The sequence below is a fragment of the Desulforhopalus sp. IMCC35007 genome, from assembly GCF_005116575.1.
Classification (GTDB): domain Bacteria; phylum Desulfobacterota; class Desulfobulbia; order Desulfobulbales; family Desulfocapsaceae; genus Desulforhopalus_A.
Map to the genome: position 1 here is coordinate 54,916 of NZ_SWCN01000004.1, position 17,690 is coordinate 72,605.

The 17,690-nt window shown below is 47.6% G+C and carries 12 protein-coding genes; 7 read left to right on the forward strand and 5 right to left on the reverse strand.

The window, feature by feature from the left end; genetic code table 11:
* Window positions 1-62: 62 nt before the first annotated feature.
* On the reverse strand, window positions 63-1,907 hold the full coding sequence (locus FCL48_RS05325) for a transglycosylase domain-containing protein (protein WP_136871223.1): 1,845 nt from the start codon (window positions 1,905-1,907) through the stop codon (window positions 63-65).
* Between the two features lie 276 nt (window positions 1,908-2,183).
* Here FCL48_RS05325 and mutL point away from each other — a divergent pair, with 276 nt between their 5' ends.
* From mutL to FCL48_RS05360, 7 genes are all read left to right on the forward strand, one after another.
* On the forward strand, window positions 2,184-4,163 hold the full coding sequence (gene mutL / locus FCL48_RS05330; RefSeq protein WP_136871224.1) for a DNA mismatch repair endonuclease MutL: 1,980 nt from the start codon (window positions 2,184-2,186) through the stop codon (window positions 4,161-4,163).
* Window positions 4,164-4,370: 207 nt separating this feature from the next.
* Window positions 4,371-4,694, forward strand: a complete 324-nt coding sequence (locus tag FCL48_RS05335; RefSeq protein WP_136871225.1) for a hypothetical protein — start codon at window positions 4,371-4,373, stop codon at window positions 4,692-4,694.
* Window positions 4,695-4,982: 288 nt separating this feature from the next.
* Window positions 4,983-5,675 (forward strand): hypothetical protein, encoded by a 693-nt coding sequence (locus FCL48_RS05340; protein WP_136871226.1) that lies wholly within the window; start codon window positions 4,983-4,985, stop codon window positions 5,673-5,675.
* A 123-nt stretch (window positions 5,676-5,798) separates the two neighbouring features.
* Window positions 5,799-6,371: a 3D domain-containing protein gene (locus tag FCL48_RS05345; RefSeq protein ID WP_240744752.1), complete on the forward strand. Its 573-nt coding sequence runs from the start codon at window positions 5,799-5,801 to the stop codon at window positions 6,369-6,371.
* Window positions 6,358-7,632, forward strand: coding sequence for an MFS transporter (locus FCL48_RS05350; protein ID WP_136871227.1), 1,275 nt, complete (start codon window positions 6,358-6,360; stop codon window positions 7,630-7,632). The genes FCL48_RS05345 and FCL48_RS05350 overlap by 14 nt, the downstream gene beginning before the upstream one ends.
* Window positions 7,633-7,711: 79 nt before the next feature.
* Window positions 7,712-9,031 carry a methylenetetrahydrofolate--tRNA-(uracil(54)-C(5))-methyltransferase (FADH(2)-oxidizing) TrmFO gene (gene trmFO, locus FCL48_RS05355; RefSeq protein WP_136871228.1) on the forward strand — a complete coding sequence of 440 codons (1,320 nt, stop codon included), beginning with the start codon at window positions 7,712-7,714 and terminating at the stop codon, window positions 9,029-9,031.
* A 49-nt stretch (window positions 9,032-9,080) separates the two neighbouring features.
* Window positions 9,081-10,235 carry an ADP-ribosylglycohydrolase family protein gene (locus tag FCL48_RS05360; RefSeq protein WP_136871229.1) on the forward strand — a complete coding sequence of 385 codons (1,155 nt, stop codon included), beginning with the start codon at window positions 9,081-9,083 and terminating at the stop codon, window positions 10,233-10,235.
* A gap of 65 nt (window positions 10,236-10,300) precedes the next feature.
* Here FCL48_RS05360 and FCL48_RS05365 read toward each other — a convergent pair whose 3' ends face one another.
* The 4 genes from FCL48_RS05365 to fabL form a co-directional block, all read right to left on the reverse strand.
* Window positions 10,301-12,082, reverse strand: coding sequence for a DnaB-like helicase C-terminal domain-containing protein (locus tag FCL48_RS05365; protein WP_136871230.1), 1,782 nt, complete (start codon window positions 12,080-12,082; stop codon window positions 10,301-10,303).
* 38 nt (window positions 12,083-12,120) lie between these two features.
* A complete protein-coding gene (locus FCL48_RS05370) occupies window positions 12,121-15,501 on the reverse strand; it encodes a cyclic nucleotide-binding domain-containing protein (protein ID WP_136871231.1) in 3,381 nt (1,126 codons plus the stop codon).
* Between the two features lie 583 nt (window positions 15,502-16,084).
* On the reverse strand, window positions 16,085-16,693 hold the full coding sequence (locus FCL48_RS05375; protein WP_136871232.1) for a nucleoside triphosphate pyrophosphatase: 609 nt from the start codon (window positions 16,691-16,693) through the stop codon (window positions 16,085-16,087).
* 228 nt (window positions 16,694-16,921) lie between these two features.
* Window positions 16,922-17,665 carry an enoyl-[acyl-carrier-protein] reductase FabL gene (gene fabL / locus FCL48_RS05380; protein ID WP_136871456.1) on the reverse strand — a complete coding sequence of 248 codons (744 nt, stop codon included), beginning with the start codon at window positions 17,663-17,665 and terminating at the stop codon, window positions 16,922-16,924.
* Window positions 17,666-17,690: the final 25 nt, after the last annotated feature.

The following is a 17,690-nucleotide window of genomic DNA, read 5'->3' on the forward strand; positions in this document are numbered from 1 at the left end:
AGGCCCGATACCACAAGGTACCGGGCCTTTTTATTTCTCAACCTGAGGTCAACCCTTGTTGACTAATGAGAGGCAATACCCAGCATAAAATCCCTCCAGATCGGTGCTGCGGTAGCTCCACCACTCTCTTTTTTCCCCATAGACTTGTTATGATCATAGCCTACCCAAACCCCAGTAGTATACGTCTTGTCGTATCCCAGAAACCAGCCATCACGACTTTCATCGGAGGTGCCTGTTTTTCCTCCGAGAACACCTGGGACATCGGCTACCACCTTCCCTGTCCCATGGCTGACGACCCCGTGGAGCATATTTTTCATATTTGTGGTAACAGCGGCACTCAGCACCCGACTGCGCTTGCCCATCTTTTCGGGATAGACCACAGAGCCATCCGGCAACACTATCTTCTCGATAAATCTTGGGGTGAGAAATGTCCCGTCTCCGGCAAAAACCTGAAACGCTCCGGTCATTTCCAGCAAGGACACATCTGCTGATCCGAGTGCAAGCGATAAATCCGGTGGCAATTTTGCCGACACACCTGCACTTTTTGCAAGCCTGTGAACATCCTTATAGCCAATTTTTTGCATCAACCTCACCGAAGCGGCGTTGTATGAGTGAGCAAGTGCTTCTTCCAGGGTCACAATACCATGGTACCTGCCTGAATAATTTTTAGGACTCCAGACTTTACCATTCTTTCCCCTGATGGATAAAGGGCCATCATCAATGTTCGATTGGGGTGTCCAGCCTTTTTGCAGAGCCACGGCATAAACAAAAGGCTTAAAGGTTGAACCTACCGGTCTTTTGGCCTGGGTTGCCCTGTCAAAGGGGGATTGTTTAAATGATGTCCCTCCAACTATGGCCCTTACCCTGCTGTTTTGCGTCTCAAGACAGACCAAAGCCGCCTGGGGAGGATTTTCAACATCCTTGCCAGCGATAACCTGTCTGCCCTGGCTTGCCTTGACGCCGCGGCGGATTGCCTCCAGTGCCTGACTTTGGATCCCGGAATCAAGATAAGTGTATATCTTTACGCCAGCAGACTGCAGCGGCCCTTCTAGATATTCCCGCGCCTTTTTCTTCACGACCTGCAGATAATAAGCATTTTCGTCGGTTGCATACTGAACACGGGGGTTAAGCTGTGTTTTCTCCTCATAAGCCTTTTGGGCCTCAGAAGCGGAAACATATCCATCAGCGGCCATTCTGTTGAGAACATATTTCTGCCGTTCTATGGCACGATCCATATGATTAAACAGAGAGTATCTGCTCGGGGCCTGTGGCAGACCAGCAAGAAGAGCACACTCACCAAGACTGAGCTTATCCGCACTTTTGCCAAAATAAACCTGGGCTGCAGCCTCAACACCATAAGCGCCTTCGCCAAGGTAAATCTGATTGAGGTAAATTACCAGAATCTCCTCTTTACTGAGAAGCTTATCTATACGCCAGGCCAAAACGGATTCTTTGAATTTTCTGATATAGGTCTTCTCCGGTGTCAGCAGTAACGATTTAATCACCTGCTGGGTTATGGTTGAACCTCCCTGGCTCTTTGCCCCATCTTTTACATTGTTGATGGCAGCCCGTAAAACCGAAATAAGGTCAAGACCAGGATGCTCGAAAAATCTGCCATCTTCAGCGGCCACAAAAGCGTTGGCAAGAAAAGGTGACATCTTTGAAAGAGGTATTACCGTTCTATTTTCATTAAACATCCGGTCAACAATTTTGCCGTGTCGGTCATAAATGACCGTTGCTTCCGGAGGGCTATAGTTGGCAACGGATCTGATATTTGGAATGTTCAGGCTTTTATACAAGACAAGCAACCCGCCCAGAAAAAAAGTCTGCAGAAGGCAGATTGTGATAAGAAAGGCATAAATACTTTTTTCTCTGTACACTTTGCTTCGAACGGTCGTTTTTCGCACCGGCCTCTTCACAGGCGCTGTCTGATTAGCTGATGACACAGTTACAACTCATGGTAATATTCGTGGTTTCGATAGCACATGCAACCGATTATAATCTATCTACTGCGGGTATGTTTGAATGATTTCAGTTCCGCCTCGGATACTTCTGCTACTTTTAAATTAAGCTGCGGGGAAAATTACCCATATTGAAATTATCCCGATATTTAAAAATGATGCGAGTAAAGCCAGCCGCACTCTAACATCTCGCAATGAACACGCAACAGGAAACTCTACACCATGTCTAAAATCCGTATTCTCCCCGAACAACTCGCCAATCAAATCGCCGCCGGTGAGGTGGTTGAGCGTCCAGCATCGGTTGTCAAAGAAATGGTTGAAAACAGCCTTGATGCCGGCGCCACCCGAATAGAGGTTGAAGTTGAGGGCGGTGGCACCAGGCTTATCCGCATCATTGATAACGGTGTGGGCATGGATGAGGACGATCTCCTCATGAGTCTTGAGAGGCATGGCACCTCCAAGATACAGACTGAAGAAGACCTGGGAGCTATTTCGACCCTGGGATTTCGTGGAGAAGCGGTACCCTCAATTGGTTCGGTGAGTAAATTGACACTCACCTCCCGGATAAAAGACAGTGACCTCGGTACCAGAGTCGTCCTGGAGTACGGTAAACTCACAAAAGTACACGAAATAGGCTGTAGTTTTGGCACCACCATTGAAGTGCGCAGCCTCTTTGGCAAGACCCCTGCCAGACGAAAATTCCTACGCACGACAAGAACTGAACTTGGCCACATCGAAGAGATCATTAAAAATTACGCTCTCGGTTGCCCTGAAATCACATTTATTCTTCGTATAGATGGTAGAGACACCCTCTATTTCGACGCAAGCCAGGACCTGTCCCAGCGCCTGGCAAACTTGATGCGTTATGATGGACCTTTCATTCCTTTATCGGCCAGCAGTGAAGGCCCTGCCAAAACGACACGGGTTACAGGTTATCTTCTGCCCCCGGAAAAGGTAACCGTTGGTCCGGCAAGATTGCGGATTTTTGTCAACAGCCGAGCGGTGAAAGACAGGATGGTAACCCATGCCATTGTCGAAGGTTTACGCTCTTTTCTCATGAAGGGCAAAAATCCATCGGGCCTTGTTCATCTAGAGATTCCACACGAGGAGGTCGACGTCAATGTGCATCCTGCAAAACACGAGGTCCGTTTCCGTAACTCCCAGGACGTCCACACCTTTATCAGCAGAGCTGTTGCCCAGGCAATGGAGAACCACCAGCAGGTTCTCCAAACTTCAATTTTTGGCCAAACGACAAGATCAGAGAGAAGCGCTGCTCCGATTGACCACGGGCTGCCAGTGGAAAATTGTCCGTCAGATGTTGGCGGTCAACGAGAACTCCCCATACACAGTGACTATCACTCCACGGAATGGCAGGGCAAGAACCCTGAAACCAGAACTCCTCAAGCCTTGCCACAGCAGAACCTTAACCAGCGTCCCCTTGCAAGCCCGAACACCACTCCGGCATGGGCTGACCAGAAGCTCTTTGAACCGCCCTCACAATCTCTCCTTGCCCGTCTGGAGCCCATCCATAAAAAAGAAACAGAAGAAAATACCGCATCCACCCCTGATTTTAAATCGACTACCGATACTTCTGCAGCCCAGCTCGCCCCTGAAAAACGGCAGCAAAGACACAATCTTCTCATCATCGGCCAGTTTGATGACCTGTATATTTTCTGCAGGGACAGCGAGGGCCTGCTTGTTGTGGATCAGCATGCAGCCCATGAACGACTTCTCTATGAAAAGCTCCATAAACAGTACCTCGAGAAAAGTGTCGTCAGCCAGACTCTCATGTTCCCGGAGACGGTAGAGCTTTCTCTCTTTCAAGCGCAACTCACTCTCAACAACCTGGAAGAAATCAAAAGGATGGGGTTTACCGTCAATGAGTTTGGTGGCAACACCTTTGTTATCTCCGCAGTACCTGCCCTTGCAGGTCTCAGTAATCCCAGAGAACTGTTTCTCGATATCCTCGAACAATTTGGCAGCGAACAGAACAGAGGCGGTGGAGGGGTCCTCGACAATATTCTCGCCAATATGGCCTGCAAGGCGGCAGTAAAGGCCGGGACCTCCCTTTCCACCAGGGAGATAGACAATCTCCTCAACAATATGGCTCAGGCGAACCTCTTCTCCCACTGCCCTCACGGCAGACCGGTGATAAAACGCTTTTCCACAGATGACGTAAAAAAATGGTTCTACAGGACATAGATGGGTTCACCCCTGCCTTGCCCACTGTGCAACAAATGTAATTTACGTGAGCAAACTTCGTCCTTTTTGGGGTGTTGCACCTGCCGCACCAGGCTCTCCCTCCTGCATACAAGAGGTTTAAACAATGGCACATTTTTTGCTTTAGATTTTTAAGAGGGTTGAAAAGAAGCCAACCAAAATGCACAACAACAAAAGGACACGCACATCATGAAAAACCTGGTTAGACCGATAACAATAGCAGCATGTCTGGCACTCTCAGGATACGCTTACGGGGTTTCAAATTCTACGGAACCGCCTCAGATCGACCCGGTTAAAATTGGGGCTAAGGTAAAAAAAGAGACCCAGATCTTCCACGGCATAGTCAAGGAGCTCGATGGTGGAATGGCCCTTTACACTGAAAAAGGGGTCTACCCTCTTATTGGCGGAGAGTTCGATATAATTAACGGCAAAGAAGTCAACATAATCGGTAAAATAGTAGAGGAAGGTACCGTCAAAAAACTGGCGGTAAGCCGCATCCAGCTCACCAAATAATTCTGTTTCAACGAGTTAGAGCCCAGAAACAGTTTAACCGCGGGATCAGTTTCGTACGTCCTGCTCTCGTGGTTTTTTCTTTTTGCAGTATCTCTGATTTTTTCTATAATCCTGCCAAACTATTTTTCCTGTTTAACACAAGCTCCAAATTCCACGGTGACTCCAGACTGCAATTTCTGGATAAATATTGTATCCATGGTATAGTTTTGAAACTATTCCATCAGTCTGGCCTTCTCGTTTTTATACATCAACAGAACTATTTCTGGTTCCTGGGAGCAACAAAACGCCGTGAGTAACCAAATAGCGTCAGGTCAAAGATTTTTATTCATAGTGGTCCTCTTAACCCTCTGCTGTCATGGCTGTGCACGATTACCGGATTTTGCTCAGCCTCATCTCAGCAACCAGCCCTTTGATCCATCCCTTGGTTCTATCAGTTATCGACAACTCACCGTAGAGGATTTCAAAGCACTAACCCCCTCGCCTCACATTGCAGATCATCGCCACATGATCAACGCTCACAGCTCAATATCACTTCGTCCGACAACTGAAATGCACTATGTTATCAGCCCGCCACAGTTAAATTTCGGAGTATACAAGGCCTACCTGCAGGATCTCAGCTTCAAGGCTGTTATGATTCCTGAGCGAAGCTGGTGGAACCCAGAAATTCCTGCAAATAAAACAGCCTATGTCCTGCAGCATGAGCAGATTCATTTTGCCCTCATGGAGATAGCAGCACGCCGTTTAAATAGAAAACTGTCACTCTCCGTTACCCGGTCGATAAGCGGCCCTGATCAAAAAAGTGTCGAACAGCAGCTTGTAAAGGTTGTTGATGAGGAAATCGCTGCTGCGCAAAAAGAAATTTTGGCAGAACATACGGCCTTTGATGAAGCGGCTTCTCTACGTTACGCCCCACAAGATCAACAGGAGTGGTATAACAAGAGTCAGAAAGAATTAGACAATCTTGCCAAATGGGCGAGATAAAAACTGCTATACAGCAAAACAGTAGCATGCTAGACTTCCCTAGAGTACAGATTCATTGTGAGTCACTCAGGCAAGTCACAGACAGCATATAATTTTAATCCATCTTCCTATGTAACGGCTCTGATGTTTATTTCACCTCGTCTCCTGCAACCCGGTCCAATAAGACGGCTCCTGCCTTCTCTTGTCATTCTTTTGCTGCTTTTATTCCAGGGAGGTTGCGCACAAAGATCTGTTTCGACCATAATGGAGACCACTGCCTACTGCAACTGTTCGTCCTGCTGTAGCTGGGAAAGAGGCAGCTGGAAGTGGCTCAAACTTGATTTCTGGAATAGATATGTCAGCGCTGGCCCTTCAAAAGGTCGACCCTACAGTGGGCTTACGGCAAGTGGTACGGTCCCAAAAGAAGCGGAAGAAGGTCTTTTTTCAATAGATTCTCTTCATCATCCATGGATGATTCCCGTACGCATCATCCTCTTTCCCTGGTGTCTGCTCCCCCATGACGGGACCATTGCCGCTGATACCTCGTATTATCCATTTGGCACCCGTATGTATGTGCCAGGTTACGGCTGGGGGGTTGTTGAGGACAGAGGAGGTGCAATCAAAGGCGCCAAACGTATCGATCTCTATTTCAGTTCACATAATGAGGCCCTCACCTGGGGCAGAAAAAGGCTGAGTGTAACCGTTGAACTCCCATAAATCAGAGGAATGTCAAGGCCCTGACGTACGGCAGCACGGATCTATTATCAATATTCTACGGGTGTTTCTCCCCTTTGCCTGCGGCTACTTTCTCTCCTATCTCTACCGGGTGGTCAATGCTGTCATAGCACCAGATCTGGCAGGTGACCTGTCACTTGCGCCCGCAAATCTTGGACTGCTCACCGCTGTCTATTTTATTACCTTTGCCTCTTTTCAGATTCCCCTTGGCATACTTCTCGATCGCTATGGGCCAAGAAGAGTCGAATCGACTCTGCTCCTTTTTGCAGGCCTAGGGGCTTATATCTTCAGCCTCTCAACGAGCTTAACCGGGCTTGTCATTGGCCGCGCCTTCATTGGTTTTGGAGTATCTTCCTGTCTTATGGCTGCCTTTAAGGCCTATACCCTCTGGTTTCCAAAAGAGAAGTGGCCCATAGTGAATGGCTTCCAGATGGCGGCAGGCGGTCTGGGCGCCCTTGCCGCGACCTCGCCTGTGGAGTTTGCTCTGGGCTACACCGACTGGCGTGGCGTGTTTTTCGCCCTTAGTCTTGCCACTTTTGTGGCTGCGGCTGCGGTGTTTTTTATCGTTCCAGAAAAAAAATCGGCTACCTGCAATGATACGATAGCTCAACAGTTTGAAGGCCTGAAAGCTATAGCAACCAGCCGCACCTTCTGGGCCCTCGCTCCTCTGACCACGACGTCCCAGACGGCTTTTCTGTCTATCCAAGGCCTCTGGTCGGGTCCATGGCTCACAAGCGTAGCAGGTTTAAGCCGAAATGAAGTGGCGGATACCCTTTTCCTTGTGGCCCTTGCCATGATCGCAGGCTTTATTAGCATCGGCTGGCTGACCCAATGGCTGGCCAGAAGAAAAATTTCCGCCACCACAACGGCTGTCTGGGGCATGGCCATCTTCATGGTGGCTCAGCTCCTCGTTCTTATTTGTCCGGTTGAATATACGGTATTTAACTGGATTATCTTTGGATTTACAGGAACTACCGGGATAATCGCCTATGCAGCCCTGTCCCAGTCTTTTCCGGCCACTCTTTCCGGACGGGTCACCACCGCCATCAACCTCCTTGTCTTTGTGACAGCTTTTTGCATGCAATGGCTGATGGGAGCAATAATTGATCTTTTCACACAAGATCAGGCAACAGAGCTTGCCGCATCTGGGTTTTACTGGAGTTTTTCCCTTCTTCTGATCCTGCAACTCTTTGGCCTTCTTTCTTTTTGGCTGATGAGCCGAAAAGCAATTGACGTGACCTGAGCGGTGCTTAATTTTAGCAGCAATCTTTCATTCCTTCCGTCACTCACCAATTCATATTAACCACAAATGAGATTTATTCATGTCTGATCAAATAACAACAATTATCGGCGGTGGCCTGGCCGGATGCGAAGCCGCATGGCAACTGATACAACGAGGCTGCAGGGTACGGCTCATTGAAATGCGTCCGAAAAAACACAGCCCGGCTCACCATACAGACGACCTTGCTGAACTGGTATGTTCCAACTCTTTTCGATCAAACGACCAAACCTCTGCGGTCGGTCTGCTCAAAGAAGAGATGAACCGTCTCGGCTCACTCATTGTGGAGACAGCCTACGCCACTGAAGTCCCTGCCGGTAAGGCCCTTGCCGTTAACAGAGAGGCCTTTGCACAGCAGATTACAGCCATCCTCTCCAGCCACCCGCTGGTGGAAATCATCCATGAAGAAGTGACAGAGATTCCCCCCTTGAGTGAAAGTCCAACTATTCTTGCCACCGGCCCTCTCACTTCCTCTTCTCTTGCAGACAGTCTGGCTGAGTTCACAGGAAAAGAGCGGTTAGCCTTCTATGATGCCATCGCCCCCATCGTCTATAGCCATTCCCTGAACATGGAGATCATCTATCTCAAATCAAGGTACGAAGATGGGCCAGGGGATTATCTCAACTGCCCCATGGATAAAGAGACCTATCTCCATTTCATCCAGGAATTAACCAACGCACAATACGTGCCCCTCAAGGATTTTGAAAATGCTAAATATTTCGAGGGCTGCCTTCCCGTTGAGGTTATCTGTTCCCGTGGAGTAGATACCTTGCGCTTTGGCCCCATGAAACCCGTCGGTCTGCCGGATCCAAGAACCGGCGAAGAGCCCTACGCGGTCATCCAGCTGCGCAAAGAAAACAAGGAAGGAACAACCTATAATATGGTTGGTTTCCAGACGAAGCTGACCTACCCTGAGCAAAAAAGAATTTTCAGCCTCATACCCGGCATGGAACACGTCGAATTCGCTCGACTGGGCTCCATCCACCGAAATACCTTTATCACCTCCCCTGAACTTTTAGAACCAACCCTCCAGTTCAGCAGTCGCCCCGATCTTTTTCTGGCGGGCCAGCTTTCTGGTGTTGAAGGATATATTGAATCCGCTGCCATGGGCCAGCTTGCCGGAATAAATGCGGCACGACGGATTCAAGGCAAAACGCTGGTTGTCCCACCAAAGGAAACTGCCCTTGGTGCGCTTGTCTGTCATCTCACAGAGAGCGATCCAAAACGGTTCCAGCCATCAAATGTTAACTTTGGTCTCTTTCCTGCCTGGGAGAAAAAGATCCGAAAAAAATTCCGGGGAGAGGAACGGGCCTCCAGATCATTGGCAGCCCTTGACGCGTGGCAGAAAGAAAATGATATTTGAGTTGTGATTATAGTCTGCTCCCCCCCTTAACCTAAACGGAAAAAGACCCATGAATGTCCACAATCCCATTGTCTACCCAATCCTTGGAGCACTGGTCGCCGACGCCGCATCGCTGGGCTTTCACTGGTTGTACAACCAAAGTCGAATCAGAGAAATTGCCGGTAAAACTCCTGCATTCAGAACACCCACCGCAAGTGACTATCAGGGAACCCAGGGCTACTTTGCCCACGGTCACAAATTGGCCGGAGACTTTTCCCAATATGGTGAACAGGCGATGGTTCTCCTACGTTCTCTTGTAAAAAACGATTGTCAATACAACAGGGCCGACTACGAAAAGCTATTTTATGAGCATTTTGGCTATGGCGGGAGGTACGTAGGATACATCGATCACCCCACACGTGACACGCTCAACAACATTACAACAGCAGAAGCAGACGCTGTAAAACGTGCTGAAATGATCCCTTTTCCCGGAGATAACAGTACTAAAACTCATCTTATAAAAAAGGTGCTTGGTCTTGTCAAAACAACAGAGGGTCAGGAGCTACAGCGCCAAGTCAAAGAGCTTGCAGAAAATACCGGCGAGGGCAAGTCTACCCTTCATTATGCCCTGGCAGTGATGGAGAAACTGAAACTAGTCAATGATTATCACGGCGCCGATGACGAGCAACTACCTGCAATTGCTAAACTACCAGCCCTTGTTGCCGTTTATCAGGGAAATGATCAGTTGAAAAATGTGGTTGAATCTGCCGTGAGGGTGACCAACAACAATAAACTGGCAGTTCAGTTTGGTCAGACAGCAGCCACCATGATTGTCTCTGCAATGCAGACAAGAAATCCGGAAATTGCTATTACCAGAGGTTGCGGCAGTGCAGCCCCTAAGGTTGCCAGCCTCATTCACAAGGCGATTTCCCTCAAAAACGAAGACAACACTGCAGTCACTTCAAAATTCGGTACCAGCTGCAATCTTGCCTTTGGTGTTCCTGCCCTTGCTCATAATGCAATCACCGCTGGTTCATATCGTGAAGCCGTACAGAAAAACATTTATGCCGGAGGGGATTCATGTGGCCGGGCCATCCTGCTTGGCGCCCTTCTTGGGGCGGCTTATGGAGTAGGTGGAGAAAAAGGTATTCCTCTTGAGTGGATTGATAAGCTCAAAGAAAAAAATGAGCTCGAGGCCTTACTGGGAAAACTGCATCCAGCATAAGGATGCGCACCGTATAGCATCTTAAATATCGTTAAAAACAAGCGACGACAGGAGAAAAATTTAGATTAGACAGCCCCAGGCGTGAGTGCATGTTCAACAAAACCCCAGAAAGGATAATCGAGTTGGTATTCAGCAATTCTCCCCGGACTATGTTCCCTGCTTGCAACCAGCCAGAGACAATTTTTCCGTCCAGCGACCTCATCCCCGAAGGACGACTCCCCGGGAAAAAGAACCATGGCATTGTCCGCACTGTACTCAATATCCCCGGACCCCTTGAATACGCCAAGATGGGGTACATGTTCGTATGAATCTCCTGCCCCGCGGGAAAGTTCTGATATGACCAGAAACGAAACCTTCAACTCATCCCGTATAGACTCCATCTGCCTGAGCCATGCGTCGATTCCCGTCCGCTGCTCAGCAAATTGATGAAAGGGGAGTTTGTGCAGACTGTCTATAATCACAACCGTATATTCACTGCGGGTTTCATGGCGAATAAACTCGATATGCTTTCTCATCAGTTCAGGAGTGATCTTCCGGTCATTGACCACCCGCCAGTAAAAAAGCATTCGTTCAAGTTCAACCCTGGCCTCCTCAAGTCGGCCTTGCTCCTCTACCCCCATACCTCCTGTGCCATGTAGAGCACTTGTCGCAACCCGGCTTAATCTGCTCAGAGTTCGTTGATAGATCTTCTGCCGGCCATTTTCAAAATCATAATAGAGGACAGGAACACCTTTTCTCGCCATCTGGGCTGCGATCTGAATGGTAAAGGTCGATTTCCCGACCTTGGGTGCTCCGCCAATAATATTGATACCGTGCACCCCGCCAAGGGCCTCATCAAAAAGAGGGAATCCAGAGACAACTCCCCTATACTCGCTACCCTGTTGACTTTTCAGCCCCTGTAAAAACCGCTGATATTCGATCTCTGGCAAAGTAAAAGGCGAAAAAGAACGGGATTTTTTGATCATCCCCCCAACACGTTGGCCAAATTCCTTGCCGCTGTCCTGGGCCAATTGCCAGAATCCATATTTGGCGGGGGTGGTTTCCGGCCATGGAAGAATCCGGACTTTATAACCAAGCCTTGAGGCAAAGGCGTGGCCGCTGCCGAGTGAGTCGGCACTGTTATTTAAAGCCATAAAGACTGTCTTTATTCCAGCAAAAATCTCTGCAGGAAGTTGCTCAAAATGGCTATGGTGGGGAACTGCCACCGCTGGAAAACCAAGCTGTTTTATGGCCAGAAGAATGTTTTCTTCTTCACAGAGAAAAAGCGCTCCCTGCTGGCAATGGTTCAGCTCTGCCCTGTTGAAAACAGTATATGGGGGAGAGGTATACCGTTCATTGCCCTGCCAGAAATAATCTTCTTTTTTCCCAGGATAGACACAGCGGGCTGCATAACAGTTACCGTCAGCCTGCACATAAGGGTAGACGATATATCGACCGTTAAAACCTATACCCAACCCGCTTAGAATGGTTCTTGAAACATTTTTTTTCCGGAAGAACTCTACGATGGGTTCACTCAATCTCTGCTGATACGAGGCAACCTCTTCATTGATATTTTCTGCAGGAAAGTCCTCAAAAATATGAGACTCTTCCAGCTCTGGATCATAGCCGGGAACTTCTGCAGGAGCAATTGCAGAGAGTTTGGCAAACCATAAAGGGAATCCACCGGGTACGCAGGAATTTGTACACCGAAAGTAACCGTGAAAAAAACTGTCACGGTTGAGAGCAATCACAATTCTGCCGGCCTGGTAGCCTCTTGCCTCACAAAATGGGCAGGCAATAGGATTTTGAGATCCTACATCGCCAAGATGCCTTGCATAAAACGAAATGATGGGATCTTTCTGCTCCATTAGAGTCCTCTGCTCATCTTCTGCCTACCCTTTAAATCTCAGGACTGTGGATTCATTGCAGAATCTATACGACCGGCCTGGATAATGTCATAGAGTTTCTGGGGATCAAGAAGATCGTTAAATTTCATATGAACAGAGTAGTAATCAGGATCATCTTTACATTTTCTCACGGCAACGATGGCACCTGTAACCGTTGTTACGCTGTTCTTTTCCTCGCCTGTTGGCAAATCCATCTGGACGATACGCCCGAGCAGCTGGCGCAGACTACCTTTGTGATCGATTGCAATCTTGTAGGCAAGTCCACCCTGGGAAATATCCATCATAGCAACATCTGCAGTGATTCCTGTACTCCTCCCTCTGCTATCGATGAGGCGTGTGGAAATTTTGCCGCCGAGGTGATGACGTTTATGCACACGCCTTTCTCTGCTGCTTTTTATGATAAGCGATTCAACCCGCTCAAACTGCTCACAAAAACGAAGGAGTTTTTCTTCCAGCTTGGGAAATTCCTTTGCCCAACGTTGCAGGGTGTCAGCCTTCAATAAGGAAATATTAGAATCCCCGATACTTGCTACAGACATCGTCCAGACGGAAGGTTCGAAAAAGGCGTCTGCACCAAAAATATCACCGCTGTGTAAGGTCGTAATAAAAAAGTCATTACCTTCATCTTTGTAATGAACCTTTACCTCGCCGCTGTTGACAAAGAACAGGGCATTCCGCACCTCACCCTGCTTGACAATTGCTTCCTCTGTCAGGTATTTTCTATGCTCCAGATGGTCAAAGACCTCGCTGAATTCCTGGGTGGTCAGGGCATCATAAAGCTTATTCCACACTTCGAGATGACCACTGTCAATGGTTTCTATTTTTTCGCGGGCGATAATGTCACCGGCCTTGAGGACCTGAGTCATATCTTTTGGCTCAATTTCGGCGAGCCATTCTTTTAACTGCTGAGCCTGCAGAAAATTCCTGGCACGAGCCCGCTGCTCAATCAGCAGCATCAATTGCTTGACCGCCTCCGCCTGTTCGCCTTTTGACAATAGATTTTTGATAACTTGCTCTTCCGGCAGGCCGGTAATTACCCTTTGGCTGATAGTGGGTTTATTTTTTTTGCCAAGCTGCTTCATGGCATTTTTGCGCAACTGGTTAGCCTGCACGTGTTTTTTCTTCATTGCCTGCAAATCATTTTTCAAAAAATGCAGGGATTTTTCCGCCTCGTCCCACACCTGTCTGGAAAGTTTTTTAAACATTTTCTGATCTTTGGAATCGAGGAGATTCTGAACGGCTCTCACCGAGGCGCTACAGGGACAACGTCCGAACGTCTCCAGTAAAGCCAGGAGCAGGGGCTCTCTGGTCGGCTCAGAAAAATTGTGCAATTCTGACATCAGCACTCCGAGGCGGGTTGCCACATCCTGATCACAAAATGCTGCAAAGGCTTCTACAATCTGAACCGTCACAGACTCAGATGCGATGTCCAGCGCTTCAAGAAACAAGCGTTTTCTATAAGGACCACCAATTTTATAGATGCAGAGAAAGGCTTCACGTTGAACCCGAAAGTCAACGTGACGGAGATAGCCGAGAACGGCCTGGGCATCTTCGGCCTTACCTGTTTCCGCAAGCAGCTTAATCAGGTTTCTTTTACCGTACCAGGGCATGTGCTTTGGCAATTGCTCATGAATAATGGCAGGTAACTGCCTGGAATTATAGGTCAGAAGATCAATAATTTTCAACCGGTCGATACTACCTTCAGTGTGAATCAGAGTATCGACTAAAAATCTGATGGCAACCGGCCCCTGCAAAGCGAGGCGATAGCTGAGGGTTTCATCCTTTGGTGAGGCCAGACAATCGGCAAGTAACTGCGGCAGACTTACCCTGTCAATTCCACGATCCTGCACCTGACCTACAATGGTTTTAAGCTGATCATTTTTTTCGATCTGCCCTGATCGTATCTGGAAAAACAGCAGGAGGATTTTGTCTCCAAGATCCTTCGACCCTGTTTTCCAGCAGCCCTTCATAAGTCTCTGCAAAAATTGTATTATCTGTTCAAAAAGATCTGGCCCAAGCGAGGCTCTTTGAGCCAGCAGCATGAAAGGCTCGGCCAGTATTTCAGCCTCAGCGACATACCCTTCTTCCACTAAACCATCGCCTGTCTGTAAAAGGCATTGAACAACCCTACTGTTTCCACGATCTTTCTTCTGCCCAAGATAAACCACCAGATTCTTGAGGATTTTGGGCACACAATCTTTCTTCTCCGCTTTCCGTATGGCCAAAATACCGGCAGGAAGAGCTTCAATGAGTTCTTCACTTTCCAGTACCTGAAAATCGCCTTCAAGAATCCCGTTAAGGCCTGTTTCAAGTCGTATTTTAATCCTTTCTCTTTCTCCATCGTGAATAATACTTTTCGCCTTTTCAGAACTGAGAAAGAGCTTGCCCTTTTCCGTATTCATTAATTTCAACATCGATTTGCCGAGAATATGAACCAGAGCAGATTTGGCATCCCGACTCCTGGCACGTCTCAACTGTTCACGAAAAATAACGATCACATCCTTCATTCGCGAAGTTGGCAGCTCGGTAATCAGGTCATCATACAGCATTGCCCCAAAGGACGGTGAAAAGTCTTGACAGAAAAGGACACAGAGTGCCGAATCTTTAAGATTTGGGATAAGCAGATGGGCAAGTTGTCTTGCCATAACCGGTTTTTTTTCCTGCTCTATCAGTTCTTCGGAACGAAGAAGCATTTTGGGGAATTCCAATGCGGCAACTATTTTTTTCTTCTCTCTGATTCCCTGCAGAATTCTGGCAATGCTGGCCGCAAGAATCGATACTCCTGTATCCATCACTACGATTTTCTTTTTCAAGTCCTCTATAACCAGTGGTCTTTTGTCCTGACCAAGAAGACAGGCAACGAGCTCTGGTCGTACTTTAAGAAGACTTCGCTCCTTGACTCCCTTAGCACCGTGAGTGGCTGTTGTGGATACTTTTTTGCTTATCTGCGGCTGCAGTGAAAAGTATTTTGTGAGGCCCAGCGAGGTAATATACTCCACACCGCCACCTTTATCTTTGATAGTGGCAACCGAGGCTTGAAACACTGCGAGCAACTGATTGAAGGTAAAACGGTCCATATCAGCTGCCATCCTCAGACTATTGAGACCAAGCAGCCTCAACTGCCTGTAAACATGCAGATTAGGAAATGAATCAAGCACCTCCTGGTGTAAAGGGGCACCGCACAAATAGGGTATATCATCGACCAGCGCAAACTGCAGTTCTCTGTTAGTTCGCAAAAATGCTTTAATAGCCTTATACCCCCTATCTATGGCTGCAGTTACCTGTGGTGCTTCAGGAGGATAGAGGCGACTCGTGGAAATCGAGTTATTAAAAGTTTTTAAAACATCGACACCCTTGCTTTGCAGCTCATTTCTCTTCATTGCCAGGCACCATTATTCAAACACTGAGTAATTGACAGGTTGTAAAGTATTTTCTCTGTCTTTATTTTTCGATAAAAAACCGTATCTATAGTTTTTTCATCTGTCAGAAGGCCAAAAGAAAACAAGATTGTAAACGGCACTTTTTGTTGCTGTTATCCGTAAAAACAGACCTGATACAAACAAAATCAGCGCGAACAAATCACGCACAACAGACAATAATGTAAAAGCTTGGTACCAAGTAACACCCACTCATCAAAACAGCCTGCACAGACCAGCATGCGAGGTAGCCAAACCGAGATACTAGGGTAGCTGAGCTATCTAAGCTTTTATACACCTTACAATCATACGATTTTTTTTTTCATTCGTCAAAGATTGTCAACCATTTCAAGCGCCTCAAGCACAGAAGATATAAAAGATTATATACAGGTTCTCCCCGGGGCACAATTTTTTTCAACCAGGCAAGCACATCTTTACCTGTTTAGCCTGGTAAGGTGTATCGACCGCTTTATCAGGATAATCGTCATCCCAACCCTGCGACAATGGTATTTCAACCTTCGCTAAGCTCGATGTCATGGGAGCTTGGTTATCCTCTGACGTGTCGTGTCACAGGATAGATGATTTTTTCTTTTATCAAAACTGATACAATTTCGGCGAGGGGCATTCCCACAACATTGGAATATGAGCCGGTAATATTTTTTACCAGCACCCCGCCTATCCCCTGAATGCCATAAGCACCGGCCTTATCCATGGGCTCCCCCGTGAGAACATAGGCCTCTGCTGTCTCTTTTGAAAAATCTGTAAATTCCACTTTGGTGACGATTGTTTCGGCCCTGACGATGTTCTTTTGCAAGTGACACAGACAATAACTGCTTCTCACCAGGTGGGTTCGCCCGGAAAGCTCCATGAGCAGGTTGACTGCATGCTCTTTAGAAGTCGGTTTCCCCAGAATTTCCTGCCCTAGACAAACAATGGTATCTCCGCTTATAATCCATTTTTCTGGGAACCGTCGGCTTATGGCCCCAGCTTTTTCCATTGCCATTCTGAGCACGAATTCTTCGGCTGGTTCACCAGGCCTGGGCTGCTCTTCGATGGATGCTACAGCTATGGTGAAATCCAGACCGAGCTTTTCTAGAAATTCTTTTCTTCTCGGAGAACCGGAGGCTAAAACGATTGATTCACTATTTTTATACATTAAATTCAACTCTGTTTAAAAAGTCATCACTGAACAAAAAACAATTTATTACAGGATATTACATACGAGGCAAGAACAACATACAAAAGAGAAAGGCAGTAACATCGTGCTTCCCAATGTCACCGCCTCTCAATTTTATCCAATGATTACAAGATCTTTAGCTCACAACCCTTGCACAATATCACCCGTATGCTGACTCCAGGCCCACAATATCACCACAACTGCCGTCTAACCTCTAATGGCATAGCCTCCGTCAACGGTAATGACCTGGCCCTGAATCATGGTTGACAGCTCACTGCAGAGAAAAAGAGCGATATCCGCGACATCATCAGGGGTCGTCAGACGCCCTAAAGGGGTGCGCTCCATAGCTGCATTTAAAATCTGATCACGATTGGGAAAGTGCTTCAGAGCGTCCGTATCCACAGCCCCTGCACTTATGGTATTGACGTTAATATTTTTTGGTCCAAGCTCCACTGCAAGATGGCGTACCAGAGATTCCAGCGCCGCCTTGGATGCACCCACGGTAGTATAATTTTCAATGGCCCGCACAGATCCAAGACTTGAAACCGCCATAATCCGGCTTCCGCTTTTCATAAGTGGCAGGCCACCTTGAACAAGTTTTAAAAGAGCCCTGGCATTTATATCCATCGCCCAGTCCCAATGACGCTCGGTCAGTTCCAATGCAGGCTTGAGGACTCCTGAAGCGGCATTACTGACAAGTATATCGAGATGGCCGTATTCCTCACTGATAACATTAAACATATTCTGAACATCATCCCCATTGGCAACATTGGCCTTTATGAGGAGGCATTTACGACCATATTTTTCAACAGCCTCAGCTGTTTCTTCTGCATCACGTCTATGTCGAACATAATTCACAACCACATCAGCGCCCTGACTGGCCAGACGAATAGCAATCGCCCGGCCGATTCCACGAGATCCTCCGGTTATCAGTGCAACTTTATCCTGCAAATCAAACATACTAAATATCCTATTA